Source organism: Shewanella sp. 2_MG-2023, assembly GCF_030548905.1.
GTDB lineage: Bacteria > Pseudomonadota > Gammaproteobacteria > Enterobacterales > Shewanellaceae > Shewanella > Shewanella electrodiphila.
Genome location: NZ_JAUOSO010000009.1, coordinates 54,093 through 68,277 on the forward strand (window position 1 = coordinate 54,093; position 14,185 = coordinate 68,277).

Consider the following 14,185-nt stretch of genomic DNA (forward strand, 5'->3'; position numbering starts at 1 on the left):
ACAACAAAAAAGCCGTCATTTGACGGCTTTTTTAATGGGTTATGAATAATAAAATTTAAGACATCAACTTAGTTTCTGAGTCTTTGTCAGTGTCATTACTATTTATTTTACCGCAGTTTTCTTTGTCTGGGTCGCAAGGATGTTCTTGGGCGAATCGTTGACTTTTATACGCTTCAGTATCAGCTACGATAGCCTCTTTTAAACGTTCCTCGTATTCAATAAACAAGTTGATAAAATCGCCACCAAATTTTTCACCATCTGAACGATTAGCCCACTCGTTATAAAGCACTTCAGAAGCTTCACTCTCAACTCGCATGTAAGTCTTCTTTTGTCTTTGCACAAGCTCATCAGAAAAGCCCATCGCTTTCATTGATTCAGCTCCGACTTTTAACGCTGAGCGAAACGTCTCTGACTCAACGTAATCAGCCCCCGCCTGACGTAATAAATGGCCATGTCCACGGTCAAATGCTCGGCTAATCACTTTCAGTTTAGGGTATTTATGTTTTAGGTGCTTAACCAGCTCTACACTGGCTTGTGGATTATCTATCGCTACAACAAATGCTGATGCCGTGGCAACACCTGCGGTCTCAAGTAAATCTGGTCTCGTAGCGTCGCCATAAAAGGCTTTAGTATTGACTTTACGTAGATTATCGACTTGGGTCGCTTGATGATCTAACACCACCGTCTTAACCCCATTAGACAGTAACAGTCGATTGACTATCTGACCAAAACGGCCTATCCCAGCAATGATAACGGTGCCTTGTTCATCAACTTGATCTTGCTCGCGATCGTTCGATGTTTGTTGATATTTAGGTAAAATTACTTTTTCATAAAAAATAAACAATCCAGGGGTTAGGAACATCGATAAAGCCACGACAATCGATAAAGGCTGTGCGACTTCTGCTGAAATCACATGGTTTTGCTGGCTAAAGCTGAGTAACACAAACCCAAACTCACCTGCCTGGGCTAAACTTAAGGTGTATAGCCATCTATCACTGCCTTTAATCCTAAATATAAAACTCAATAACAATAAGACTAAGCCTTTTACTATCATCACAGCGGCTGTAGCACCAAGAATAACACCTAAGTACTGCCACAAAATTTCAAAATCTATTCCCGCACCTACGGTGATAAAAAACAAACCGAGTAATAAACCTTTGAATGGGCCGATATGAGTTTCTAATTCATGTTTGAACTCACTATTAGCCAGTACTACACCCGCAAGAAAAGTGCCTAACGCAGGCGACACGCCAACTAAACTCATTAAAGTTGCAATACCAATGACTAACAATAAAGCCGCTGCAGTGGATATTTCACGCACGCCAGAATCGGCAATAAACCTAAAAACAGGTCGGCTTAAATAGTGCCCACCAAACACGACCAATCCTATTGAAAGCACTAACACCAAGGCGTATAAGCCACCGGGTAAGTTAGCGACTAAAGATAGTTCATCATGGTGTTCCGCTGCCGCAGCAACAGAGGATTGAGCAGCTTCCACCAGCTCTGGTAATGCTAGAAGAGGAATCAATGCCAGCATTGGAATGACGGCTATATCTTGAAATAACAAAACTGAGAAAGCGTTCTTACCTGCCGTTGTCTTGGTTAGACCTTTTTCATTTAAGGTTTGCAGCACAATGGCCGTTGAGGATAGCGAGAAAATTAAGCCGATTGTTAATGCGACAGTCCATTGGAACTCAAACATCAGCGCAATGGCCATCACAATACCGGTTGATAAACCAACCTGTAAGCCCCCCATTCCCAACAGTCGGTTCCTCATCGACCAGAGCATTTTAGGCTCAAGTTCTAAACCAACTAAAAATAGCATCATCACAACACCAAATTCGGCAAAATGCTGAATGGTGTTTGTTTCACTGCCGACCAGCCCCACAATGGGACCAATAATCACCCCAGCAATTAAATACCCCAGCACAGAGCCTAAGCCCATTCTCTGCGCTATAGGCACTGCTATAACAGCGGCAGACAAATAAATAAATGCTTGGATAAAATATTCTGTCATGATGCTATTCCTTAAGCGATATCAGAAAGTTAAACTGGATTAACAATATCAATAAAATGATGGGTCAACCCAAATTGTTCAGCTAAATGCTCACCCAAAGCTTGTATGCCGAACTGCTCAGTCGCATGATGACCTGCCGCAAAATAATGTATACCTTGCTCCATTGCACAGTGAAAAGTTCGCTCTGAGACCTCACCGCTGATGAAAGCATCCACGCCAAGTGATGCCGCATGATCGATATAATCTTGAGCACCACCGGTACACCAAGCTAATGAGCTAATAAATTGTTCTTTATCACCAATGTGTAATGGTGTTTTGTTGAGTTTTTCTGTAAGTAACTCACTCATTTGTGAAACACTTAACGGTTTCGGTAACTTGCCCTGCCACAATAAATCTTGTGAAATATCGGCACAAATTTCTACATCAACCAAGCCTAATTTATTCGCAAGCTCGGCATTATTACCTAATGTTGGATGGGCATCTAAAGGTAAATGATAGCCGAATAAATTAATATCGTGGGTCATTAACGCCTTAATTCGATTGTATTTCATCCCGGTGATCACTTCAGGTTCGTTTTTCCAAAAAAAACCATGATGTACGATAATGGCATCAGCATTGAGTGCTGCAGCTTGCTCAATGAGTGCTTGGCAGGCTGTTACGCCAGTCACGATAGTCTTAATGTTGTCACTGCCCTGCACCTGTAGACCATTTGGCGCATAGTCTTTGAATTGTTTTACATTAAGAAAATCATTTAGATATTTGGATAATTGTTGGCGAGATACAGACGTTAATGACATAAAACTAACCCTAAAATTTTTGTTAATAATAGTGTAACTCAGTCCAATACTTATTGAAAAACCCTTGTTAAGATTGATTATTTGCTAAGCTATTTTGGCTTAAATTGGACTTTTGGGTGCATTAAACACTAAAATTAGACCTAAGGGATGTTGAAAACATTAAATAAACTATTCATTACAAAAAAATAGGTCTCAAAATGTCTAACTTGACTAAAGAAGCGCTTATCGCCGAATTAAAAGCTGCTCTTGAAAAGCAAACTTCAAAAACTGTTGAAATTGAACAGAAAGGCAGTTGGTATAAAATTGATGGCGGCAAGTCTTTACGCTTTAGCGATCTTGAGCAAATGCACCTTGAAGCGACACAAGGTCAATCAGTAGAAGCGCCTGCAGCTAAGCAAGATGTAGCTAAAAAACCAGCGGCTAAGCCTGCTGCAAAAAAAGCAGTGGCCAAAAAGCCAGCAGCAAAAACAGCAAATAAATCTGGTGGCAAAACGCCAAAAGAATTATGGCGCGAAAAATTAGCGAACGCCGGTAAAAATACTCTGCCACGCGGCTTCTAATCTTTGCTTATATGATAAAAACTAAAAAGGAGCCAATGGCTCCTTTTTTATTCATTGCATTAATCATTGCTAGATTGCTACATGGCGATATCGACGCGAACATAACCTTTAAGATAAACAACGCGAACTTCATCTCCTGCGACAAATGACATGCCAGGGTCTAAGTCCTGTATCACCATCACTTGTGTGCCATCATCTAAATTTATCATCATTTCAATGAGCTTATATTCAAGTGTGCGAGTAGAGTTACCGTACTGATTTGCAGCTGCGCCGCCTAGTAATGCACCTAAAACGGTCGCAACATCTTGGCCAGAACCGCCGCCAAATTGATGACCAACGACGCCCCCTATTAATGCGCCTCCGAAAGTTTTCCAACCTAGATTACGATCTTCAACTAATTGAGTTTGAGTGACATGTTTTATCGACTCAACCTGACCATAAACCACTTTTTCAACCGGTACAGCTTGGTTTCTATCGTAAGCTGCACTCGCTGACGTGCTAACAGTAGCCATTAATAACATTAAAAGCGCACTAAATCGTATCACTAAGCTGTTTGTGAGTTTCAACATAGGCAAAATTCCGCTAACGTATATATAAGGTTTAGTAAATAATATACTTAATTGTGAACTCACTGTCTTATTTAAATCATCTTCCGCACTTTCCTGATCCACAACAAGCACTTGATGAACCCAATGGTTTACTTGCTATCGGAGGTGACTTATCACCTCAACGTTTAGTTGAAGCTTATTATCAAGGCATTTTCCCTTGGTTTAATGATGATGACCCTATTCTATGGTGGTCACCTGAGCCTAGAGCTATTTTCAAACCAAAAGTTCAGCCGCTTAATAAAAGCATGAAAAAATATCTACGTAAAACACAGTGGCGTTACACCATCAATCATGCCTTTGCTGATGTCATCAAAGCCTGTTCAGAGCCACGACTCACACAACAAGGCACATGGATATCATCTGACATTCAGGAGGCTTATATCCAGCTACATAGGCTTGGAAAAGCCCATTCAATTGAGGTTTGGGACGGTAACGAACTTATAGGCGGCTTGTATGGCATTGCTGTAGGCAGTGTATTTTGTGGTGAATCCATGTTTCACCGCCAAACGAATGCATCCAAAGCGGCCTTTGCCATGTTAAACCAGCATATTTCTCGATACGGTTTTAAGTTAATTGACGCTCAAATAATGAACCCACATTTAGAAAATCTTGGCGCACAAGCCTGCCCTCGTGAGGACTTTCTGTTATCGCTTCGGCAACTACGAAATAGTGTCATCGACAATAATGCATGGATAGCACAAGAGGTCTGTTTTGAGTTCTAGAAGCGTCAGCGTTGGCATTAGCCACCCATTTGATTGCAGTTATATCGAAGGATTAACTGAGCAGTTACTTATCATTCAAGAGTCTCAACTTGATAGTCAATTATTTGAGCAGCTTTTAGGTATGGGATTTAGGCGCAACGGAAATTCAATTTACAAACCGCGCTGTCCGAGTTGCTCTGCATGCCAGTCCATTCGAGTCGTAGTACCTGAATTTAAGTTATCAAAAAGACAGAAAAGGACCTTAAAAAATAACCAAGACCTGCACTGGAAAGTCACTCATCAAGTCACAGAAGCCCATTACGAGTTATACGAGCGATATATTATTGGTCGCCATTCTGATGGCCCTATGTATCCGCCAAGTGAAGACCAGTTCAATGATTTTTTAAAGTGTACTTGGTTAGAAGCGACTTATATCGAGGTTTATCTACAAGATAAGTTGATTGGTGTAGCAGTAACAGACGCGATGAATAATAGTCTCTCTGCGATTTACAGTTATTTTGACCCTGATTACGCCAAACGTTCGTTAGGGGTTTATATGATCTTAATACAGTGTGAATTAGCCCAACAGTTAGCTAAACAATTTTTGTATTTGGGCTATCAAATTGATGAAAATAGAAAAATGAATTACAAACGTTTATATCGTCCATATCAAATATTAACAGCAAATGGATGGCAACATATTGAAAAAGAACCCACGCTATAGTGTTTCAATCCTTTACAGCAAGCGCTTTTTGGGGCATGATACGGCGAATTTTTTTATATTTGAAGGCATAAAGGTAACCAATTAATGGCGAAAGAAGACAACATTGAAATGCAGGGCACAATCCTTGAGACCTTGCCAAATACAATGTTCCGCGTTGAACTTGAAAATGGTCATGTTGTGATTGCACACATTTCTGGCAAAATGCGCAAAAACTACATCCGTATTTTAACGGGTGATAAAGTTACGGTTCAGTTGACTCCTTACGATTTAAGTAAAGGTCGTATCGTCTTCCGCGCACGTTAATACTGCCTCATCTATTTAAAAACCCGGCTTAATTGTCGGGTTTTTTATTGGCTAAAGATTAACGTTGATGCGAAAAAAATGGCTATCTGATTTCAGATAGCCATTTTTATTAACCCGATAAATTAATTAGCGAATTACGATACTTTCTCTAAACATTCACAATGAATAACAATCTCGTTGTCCTTAACATCCACTTTAGCTGTACCGCCAGCTTCAAGCTTACCGAAAAGTACTTCATCAGCTAATGGACGTTTAATGAGTTCAGTCACCACACGCGCCATTGGTCTAGCGCCCATGTTTTTATCGTAACCTTTCTCAGCAAGCAGCGTCCGCGCTTCATCAGTCACTTCCAGTGTTACTCGTTTCTCGTCTAACTGCGCTTGTAATTCAATTAAGAACTTATCAACCACTTTCGCAATAATGGTCATGTCTAAATGATTAAACCATATGATTGAATCTAAGCGGTTACGAAACTCTGGGGTGAACACTTTATTGATTTCTGACATTGCATTAAGACTATTATCTTGCTGCTTAAAACCAATCGATGTACGAATTGTTTCTTGCACACCCGCATTGGTTGTCATCACTAAAGTTACGTTTCTAAAATCAGCTTTACGACCATTGTTATCTGTCAGTGTGCCGTGATCCATCACTTGCAGCAGCAAGTTATAGACATCTGGATGGGCTTTTTCAATTTCATCCAATAACACTACACAATGAGGATTTTTAATCACGGCATCAGTTAATAAACCGCCTTGCTCATAACCCACATAACCTGGAGGCGAACCAATAAGGCGTGAAACCGCATGACGTTCCATGTACTCAGACATATCGAAACGAATTAACTTCATGTTTAAGCATGAGGCCAATTGATTGGTGACTTCTGTTTTACCGACACCTGTTGGGCCAGCAAATAAGAAACTACCCACAGGTTTCTTTTCTGCGCCTAAACCGCTACGAGATAACCTAATCGCTGAACTGAGCCCCTCAATCGCCTTATCTTGGCCAAACACCAACATTTTAAGGTTACGCTCAAGGTTTTTAAGTAAATCCTTATCAGTCGAAGATACCGACTTCTCAGGTATACGAGCAATTTTAGCAATTATCGCTTCAATTTCTGGTTGGCCGATGGTTTTCTTGCGTTTACTTTGTGGCAGCATCACCATTCGAGCACCAGCTTCATCAATCACGTCGATGGCCTTATCAGGCAAGTGACGATCATTGATATGTTTAGCAGATAAGCTCGCTGCTGAACTAATTGCTGCTTGGGTGTAACGCACACCATGATGCTCTTCGTATTTAGACTTAAGACCTAACAGAATTTTTGTCGTCTCAGCCACTGATGGCTCATTAATATCAATTTTTTGGAAACGTCTTGCCAATGCACGATCTTTCTCAAAAATGCTTTGATATTCCTGGAACGTAGTTGAGCCCATGCAGCGTAGTGAGCCGTTAGACAATAAAGGCTTTAACAGGTTTGACGCATCCATTACTCCACCGGATGCCGCACCTGCGCCAATAATGGTATGGATTTCATCAATGAACAAAATAGCATGTTCATTTTTACCTAACTCCTTGAGTAAACCTTTAAAGCGTTTCTCAAAATCACCACGGTATTTAGTACCAGCAAGCAACGAACCTAAATCTAATGAATACACAGTTGCATCTTTGATGACGTCTGGCACTTGTTCGTTAACAATACGGTACGCGAGGCCTTCAGCAATGGCAGTCTTACCCACACCGGCTTCACCGACGAGTAATGGATTATTCTTTCTACGACGACATAAGGTTTGAATCGCACGTTCGACTTCATCATCACGACCAATTAATGGATCAATCACACCGTCTTTAGAAAGTTGATTTAAATCGGTAGCAAATTGCGATAACAAGCTTCTGTCTTCAGCAGCTTCACCGCCTTCCTCTGAAGCTTCCGGGTTATTAATTTCAGAGTCGTCATCATCTTTCGGTAAACCATGAGAAATAAAGTTAACCACATCTAAACGGGTTATTTCACAACGGCGGAGTAAATATACTGCTTGTGACTCTTGCTCACTGAATATCGCCACTAACACATTTGCGCCAGTGACTTCATTACGACCGGACGATTGCACATGAAATACTGCACGTTGAAGTACACGTTGAAAACCTAAGGTTGGTTGGGTTTCACGTTCTTCTGTGGTTTCAGCGATCAATGGGGTTGTTTGTTGAATGAAGTTAGATACTTCCTCGTGGAGACGAGTAATATCCGCGCCACAAGCCAATAATGCTTCTTTGGCCGATGGGTTATTAATTAATGCTAATAATAAATGTTCTACCGTCATATATTCATGACGTGAATCTCTAGCTTGTTGAAACGCTAGGTTCAAGGTGACTTCGAGATCTTTGTTTAGCATAAGCACCCCCTAAAAATACTCATAAACTGCAGAGTTACCGACGGAGAATCAACTAATTCATTATGCGGTTTCTAATGAACACAGTAATGGATGTTGGTTTTCTTTGGCAAATTGATTTACTTGTAACACTTTCGTTTCGGCAATGCCAAACGAGTAAACACCACATATTCCCTTACCTTGGTGATGGATAGCCAACATAATATCGGTGGCTTGCTGTTCATCCTTATTAAAAAAGCGTTGTAACACTTCTATCACGAAATCCATCGGAGTGTAATCATCGTTATTTAACACGACTTTGTACATTGAAGGTGGTTGTAGCTCCGATTCAACACGTTCTTCTGTGTGCTCTACGCTGCCTAATCTACCCATGAGTTAATACTAGCCTCTAGTTTGGTACAAGACCAATTGATATTATTAAATTAATTAAATGTTGTCATTTTGTTAATTTTTACTTGACATCTTTTCGTACAAATTTCATTCTGTTCTGAGGCGGCAATAGAGACCGCTGATAAAAATAAGTTTTACTATCTTACTGGTAAGTAGACAACAGAAGGAAGTGGAAGTATGGCAAGCGGAACTGTTAAATGGTTCAACAACGCCAAAGGATTCGGGTTTATTTGCCCAGATCAGGGTGGCGAAGATGTATTTGCGCATTATTCAACAATCGAAATGGAAGGTTATAGAACGCTAAAAGCGGGCCAACCGGTAGATTTCGAAACTGAGCAGGGCCCAAAAGGGATGCATGCTTCAGCCATTTCACCAACTAAATAGTCGGTGAAACTATAATACAAAAAGGCAGAGATTTTAATCTCTGCCTTTTTTATTTAGCCAATTAATTATCAATAACGATTTGTTTGCCTGAAAAACACTCAACATTTATTTTAATATTGATAAACTTAGTTACAAAAATCTTTGTATCATCACGTTAATATCACTCATTTTTAAACCCAAATAAAAAAACAGAGACACAAGGCCTCTGTTTTTATCTTAAGCGATACCGCTAAATATTAAATTACGCAGTAATAAACGAATTCAATAATGCACTTGGACGCATTGCTGTTTCAGCTTTTGCTGCATCTAAACGGAAATAACCGCCTAAATCGACAGCTGGGCCTTGTGAACCATTCAGTTCAGCAACAATCTCCGCTTCGTTAGTGGTTAATGACTCAGCTAATGCAGAAAATTCAGCTGCAAATGAGGTGTCAGCCGTTTGAACTGATAAAGCTTGTGCCCAGTACATAGCAAGATAGAAGTGACTACCACGGTTATCCAATTCACCTACACGACGTGAAGGAGACTTATTGCTATCTAAGAACTGTCCAATCGCAGTATCAAGCGTATCAGCTAATACCTGTGCTTTAGGATTATTCTGAGTTTGACTTAAGTGCTCTAATGAAGCCGCTAATGCCAAGAACTCACCTAAAGAATCCCAACGTAAATGCCCTTCTTTCTCAACCTGTTGAACATGCTTAGGTGCACTACCACCTGCGCCAGTTTCAAATAAGCCACCGCCATTCATTAGTGGTACGATTGATAGCATTTTAGCACTGGTACCCAGTTCTAAAATTGGGAATAAATCAGTTAAGTAATCACGTAAAACGTTACCAGTGACTGAAATCGTATCTAGACCTTCATGAACACGGGCAAGTGTCGCTCGTGTTGCTTCAACTGGTGCTAAAATTTGTAAATCAAGACCAGCTGTATCGTGATCTTTTAAGTACAATTCTACTTTAGTGATGAGCTGCGCATCATGTGCACGCTTGCTGTCTAACCAGAAGATTGCTGGTGTGTTGCTTAAACGAGAACGATTAACCGCTAGTTTAACCCAGTCACGGATAGGCGCATCTTTCACCTGACACATTCTGAAGATATCACCCGCTTCAACATTGTGGCTCATTAGCACATCACCCGCGCTATTGATCACTTTAACAACACCTGCTGATGCTATTTCAAATGTTTTATCGTGGCTGCCGTATTCTTCTGCTTTTTGCGCCATTAGGCCAACGTTAGGCACGCTGCCCATTGTCGTTGGGTTAAAGGCACCATTTTCTTTACAGAAAGAAATAGTTTCTTGGTAAACACCCGCGTAACAACGATCAGGGATCATTGCTTTAGTGTCTTTTAATTGGCCGTCTGGGCCCCACATTTTACCTGATGAGCGGATAGCCGCTGGCATCGATGCATCAATAATGATGTCACTCGGTACATGAAGGTTAGTAATGCCTTTATCAGAATCTACCATCGCAAGTGCTGGACGCTTTGCGTATACCGCTGCGATGTCAGCTTCAACTTCAGCACGCTGAGCTTCAGGTAAACCTGCGATTTTAGCGTAAACATCACCAAAACCATTGTTTACATCTACACCTAGCTCATCAAATAATGCTTGATGCTTAGTAAATACATCTTTAAAGAAGACCTTAACAGCATGACCAAATAAAATTGGATCAGAGACTTTCATCATTGTCGCTTTTAAGTGAAGAGATAATAAAACGTCTTCAGATTTAGCAGCTTCAATTTCACGCTCGTAAAATGCTTGCAGCGCTTTATTGCTCATAACTGCAGTATCAATGATTTCACCTGCAAGTAATGGAAGCCCCTGCTTAAGTGTCACTTCTTGACCATCAGTTTGGGTCAGTACGATATTAACAGTATCAGCAGCAGTTAATGTGACTGACTGTTCACTACCGTAAAAGTCGCCTTCGCTCATGTGCGCAACATGAGACTTTGAATCACTCGCCCACTTACCCATTGAATGTGGGTTTTTCTTAGCATAGTTTTTAACTGACGTCGGCGCACGGCGGTCAGAGTTACCTTCACGTAATACAGGGTTTACTGCACTGCCTTTAATTTTGTCGTAACGGCTTTGAACATCACGCTCAGCATCTGTTGCTGGCTCGTCCGGGTAATTCGGAATGTCATAACCTTTAGTTTGAAGTTCTGCAATACACGCTTTTAATTGCGGAATTGAGGCACTGATATTAGGTAATTTAATGATATTGGCTTCAGGAGTGCCAGCCATAACACCTAATTCAGTTAATGCGTCAGAAATTTTCTGCTCAGCAGTTAACTTTTCAGGAAAGTTTGCGATTACACGGCCTGATAAAGATATATCTCGGGTCTCAACTTTAACACCTGCAGCATTAGTAAATGTACGGATGATAGGGAGTAATGAAAGCGTCGCTAATGCGGGTGCTTCATCAGTTTCAGTATAAATGATCGTTGGAGAGTTATCTTTCATGCTTTTTCCTACATTATTGAAATAAAAAGTTTTTATAAATTATTATTGTAATAAGTATCTACCTAAAACAGCTTCAATCTAATTGTCGAAGTCTATTTATCTGCGGCACAAATCCATATGAAATAGAAAAATTAACTGTGACTGCGGGTACAAAAGTGGGCACAGATCACATTTTTTAGGCCAACATCATAGATCATTATCTCGCAGATTCAAATTCCACTAAGGCCCAATGCCAAGTAAACTATGCAAAATAACTTAATTTCGCTCTTAAATAGGCTTATTTATGCCAGCAAATGACAAAACAAAACGATTTAATAGCAAACCGGCATTTGCCAGAACAGCCAAAAAGTCTAGCAACAATACCAGAAAAACCATTAAACGCCCTGTAAAAAAAGCAGTTGAGAATCCAATAATAGTGTTATTTAACAAACCTTTTGATGTGCTATGTCAATTTACTGATGAGTCAGGAAGACAAACATTAAAAGATTTTATCCCAGTAAAAGATGTTTATGCTGCTGGCAGATTAGATAGAGACAGTGAAGGTTTATTATTGCTGACTAATGACGGTAAATTACAAGCTCAAATTACTCAACCTAACAAAAAAACATTTAAAACTTATTGGGCGCAAGTTGAAGGTGAACCCAGTGAGCAAGCCATTAATGCGTTATGCCAAGGTGTTGAATTAAAAGATGGTATGACTTTACCGGCCAAAGTGACTGTGATGAATGAACCAGCGGTGTGGGACAGAATTCCCCCAGTTAGAGAGCGTAAATCCATTCCAACAACTTGGTTAGAAATCCAAATTTGTGAAGGCCGGAACAGACAGGTTAGAAGAATGACAGCACATATTGGTCACCCTACATTAAGATTAATTCGCTATAAAATAGGCCAATGGAGTTTAGATGATATTGCCAATGGCCAATATAAAACACTTGCACAGTAACAATTGATAACCATCATAAGCTTAGCTTTCAAGCCATGCTTAAGCTTAAAATAAAGCCCAAGCCCAAAGAATAGCCCAAGCCCAAAAAATAGTTCAATGACAAAAGACTAGCTCAATGACAAAAGGATAGCTCAATGACAAAAGAACGTTATAAACCCAATACTACGGTCGCTTGTGTTATCCATTGCCAAAATAAATTTTTATTTGTCGAAGAAATCATTGATGGTGAAACTCGCTTTAATCAACCTGCAGGTCATATTGAAGCGCAAGAATCGATACCAGAAGCTTGTAAAAGAGAAGTTAAGGAAGAGACGGGGCTAGATATCGAGCTTCTCGGTATTATCGGCGTCTACCAGTTTAGCCCGAATGAACAATTATCCTTCGTGCGTTTTACCTTTGCCGCTGAGACTAAAAACCTGATAATTTGTCAGCCTTTAGATAAAGATATCCTTGCCTGCCATTGGTTCACTCTGGATGAAATTAAAGCGCGGAAACATCAGCTTAGAAGCCCGTTAGTGATTAAATCCATAGAAGACTTTTTACATAAAGCTCACAGCCCATTATCACTGATTAATAGTGACTTGCAGATCATAGCCGACAACAACAATGCATGATAGAATATGCGCCGCACATTTTTGAGATTTTCGTGATGTTTTTCTTCGGTTTTTATGACCGATTTTGATAACAGAACTTGGCGATATATATACAGCGACTTGAAAAGCGCTAACGTCGACCACATGATCATCTCTTGTATCCGTAAATTCACTGGTTTTTAGGTTTTATGACATCAATCAATCCCAATTCAAATGGTAAAAAAGTCATCGTAGGTATGTCCGGCGGTGTAGATTCTTCAGTTTCAGCTTATCTGCTTATGCAGCAAGGCTATCAGGTTGAAGGATTATTTATGAAGAACTGGGAAGAAGATGACACGGATGAATACTGTCTTGCAGCCGAAGATTTAAAAGATGCTCAGGCTGTTTGTGACAAACTCGGTATTAAGTTGCATACAGTTAACTTCGCTTCAGAGTATTGGGACAATGTATTTGAACATTTCCTTGAAGAATACAAAGCGGGTCGCACGCCAAATCCCGATATCATGTGTAACAAAGAAATCAAATTCAAAGCATTTTTAGAATTCGCAGACGAAATTCTTGATGCTGACTTTATTGCTATGGGCCATTATGTGCGTCGTCGAGATAACGAAGACGGCACCACCCAAATGCTACGTGGCGTTGACGGCAATAAAGACCAAAGTTACTTCCTCTACACCTTAAGTGACAAGCAAGTTGCTAAAAGCTTGTTCCCAGTGGGCGAGTTAGAGAAATATCAAGTTCGTGATATCGCCAAAGAAATGGGCTTAATCACCCATGATAAAAAAGACAGCACCGGTATTTGCTTTATTGGTGAGCGTAAGTTTACCGACTTTTTAGGCACCTATTTACCTGCACAACCTGGTGATATAGAAACCGCTGAAGGTGAAGTCATTGGTACCCACCAAGGTTTGATGTATCACACCTTAGGGCAACGCAAAGGTTTAGGTATCGGCGGCTTGAAAAACAGCAATGACGACCCTTGGTATGTGGTTGAAAAAGACTTATTACGTAATGTATTAATCGTCGCACAAGGTGGCAACCACCCTCGCCTAATGTCTCATGGCATGTTGGTCAGTCAACTACATTGGGTTGACCGCCAAGGTCCTAGCTCACCAGCAAGCATTACGGTAAAAACTCGCTATCGCCAACACGATGTAAAATGCACCATGACAACAGTAGATGCTGATAACATCAAAGTCATGTTTGATGAACCTGTTGCAGCGGTAACGCCAGGTCAATCAGCCGTATTTTATGATGGTGAAGTCTGCCTTGGTGGCGGCATTATCGATACCTTAATTAGAGGATAGG

General features: G+C 40.4%; 14 protein-coding genes. 8 read left to right on the forward strand and 6 right to left on the reverse strand.

The window, feature by feature from the left end; translation table 11 throughout:
* Positions 1–55 precede the first annotated feature (55 nt).
* Both Q4600_RS10620 and Q4600_RS10625 read right to left on the reverse strand, forming a co-directional pair.
* Complete coding sequence (locus Q4600_RS10620; RefSeq protein ID WP_248955334.1) at positions 56–2,017, reverse strand: monovalent cation:proton antiporter-2 (CPA2) family protein; 1,962 nt, start codon at positions 2,015–2,017, stop codon at positions 56–58.
* 29 nt (positions 2,018–2,046) lie between these two features.
* Positions 2,047–2,814, reverse strand: coding sequence for a Nif3-like dinuclear metal center hexameric protein (locus Q4600_RS10625; RefSeq protein WP_303516120.1), 768 nt, complete (start codon positions 2,812–2,814; stop codon positions 2,047–2,049).
* 197 nt (positions 2,815–3,011) lie between these two features.
* Here Q4600_RS10625 and Q4600_RS10630 point away from each other — a divergent pair, with 197 nt between their 5' ends.
* Positions 3,012–3,374, forward strand: a complete 363-nt coding sequence (locus tag Q4600_RS10630; RefSeq protein WP_102528718.1) for a hypothetical protein — start codon at positions 3,012–3,014, stop codon at positions 3,372–3,374.
* A gap of 77 nt (positions 3,375–3,451) precedes the next feature.
* On the opposite strand, the gene Q4600_RS10635 is transcribed toward Q4600_RS10630, so the two are convergent.
* Positions 3,452–3,895: a glycine zipper 2TM domain-containing protein gene (locus Q4600_RS10635; RefSeq protein WP_303516275.1), complete on the reverse strand. Its 444-nt coding sequence runs from the start codon at positions 3,893–3,895 to the stop codon at positions 3,452–3,454.
* 101 nt (positions 3,896–3,996) lie between these two features.
* On the opposite strand from Q4600_RS10635, the gene aat reads away from it, so the two are divergent.
* From aat to infA, 3 genes are all read left to right on the forward strand, one after another.
* Positions 3,997–4,704 carry a leucyl/phenylalanyl-tRNA--protein transferase gene (gene aat, locus Q4600_RS10640; RefSeq protein WP_229370341.1) on the forward strand — a complete coding sequence of 236 codons (708 nt, stop codon included), beginning with the start codon at positions 3,997–3,999 and terminating at the stop codon, positions 4,702–4,704.
* Positions 4,694–5,407 carry an arginyltransferase gene (locus Q4600_RS10645; RefSeq protein ID WP_102528715.1) on the forward strand — a complete coding sequence of 238 codons (714 nt, stop codon included), beginning with the start codon at positions 4,694–4,696 and terminating at the stop codon, positions 5,405–5,407. Before aat ends, Q4600_RS10645 begins: the two co-directional genes overlap by 11 nt.
* Before the next feature lie 84 nt (positions 5,408–5,491).
* Complete coding sequence (gene infA / locus Q4600_RS10650) at positions 5,492–5,710, forward strand: translation initiation factor IF-1 (protein WP_011496276.1); 219 nt, start codon at positions 5,492–5,494, stop codon at positions 5,708–5,710.
* A gap of 134 nt (positions 5,711–5,844) precedes the next feature.
* Here the strand turns inward: infA and clpA are convergent, their stop codons facing one another.
* Both clpA and clpS read right to left on the reverse strand, forming a co-directional pair.
* Positions 5,845–8,103 carry an ATP-dependent Clp protease ATP-binding subunit ClpA gene (clpA, locus tag Q4600_RS10655; RefSeq protein ID WP_229370343.1) on the reverse strand — a complete coding sequence of 753 codons (2,259 nt, stop codon included), beginning with the start codon at positions 8,101–8,103 and terminating at the stop codon, positions 5,845–5,847.
* A gap of 60 nt (positions 8,104–8,163) precedes the next feature.
* A complete protein-coding gene (gene clpS / locus Q4600_RS10660; RefSeq protein WP_102528713.1) occupies positions 8,164–8,472 on the reverse strand; it encodes an ATP-dependent Clp protease adapter ClpS in 309 nt (102 codons plus the stop codon).
* Positions 8,473–8,667: 195 nt separating this feature from the next.
* Between clpS and cspD the strand changes: the two genes are divergently transcribed.
* A complete protein-coding gene (gene cspD / locus Q4600_RS10665; protein ID WP_055024439.1) occupies positions 8,668–8,874 on the forward strand; it encodes a cold shock domain-containing protein CspD in 207 nt (68 codons plus the stop codon).
* Positions 8,875–9,115: 241 nt separating this feature from the next.
* Here cspD and Q4600_RS10670 read toward each other — a convergent pair whose 3' ends face one another.
* On the reverse strand, positions 9,116–11,341 hold the full coding sequence (locus Q4600_RS10670) for an NADP-dependent isocitrate dehydrogenase (RefSeq protein ID WP_303516127.1): 2,226 nt from the start codon (positions 11,339–11,341) through the stop codon (positions 9,116–9,118).
* 283 nt (positions 11,342–11,624) lie between these two features.
* On the opposite strand from Q4600_RS10670, the gene Q4600_RS10675 reads away from it, so the two are divergent.
* The 3 genes from Q4600_RS10675 (at position 11,625) to mnmA (ending at position 14,184) form a co-directional block, all read left to right on the forward strand.
* A complete protein-coding gene (locus Q4600_RS10675) occupies positions 11,625–12,284 on the forward strand; it encodes an rRNA large subunit pseudouridine synthase E (protein ID WP_303516129.1) in 660 nt (219 codons plus the stop codon).
* A gap of 134 nt (positions 12,285–12,418) precedes the next feature.
* Positions 12,419–12,898: an NUDIX hydrolase gene (locus Q4600_RS10680; RefSeq protein WP_248955338.1), complete on the forward strand. Its 480-nt coding sequence runs from the start codon at positions 12,419–12,421 to the stop codon at positions 12,896–12,898.
* A gap of 167 nt (positions 12,899–13,065) precedes the next feature.
* Positions 13,066–14,184 (forward strand): tRNA 2-thiouridine(34) synthase MnmA, encoded by a 1,119-nt coding sequence (mnmA, locus tag Q4600_RS10685; protein ID WP_303516135.1) that lies wholly within the window; start codon positions 13,066–13,068, stop codon positions 14,182–14,184.
* The last annotated feature ends 1 nt before the right edge of the window (position 14,185 follow it).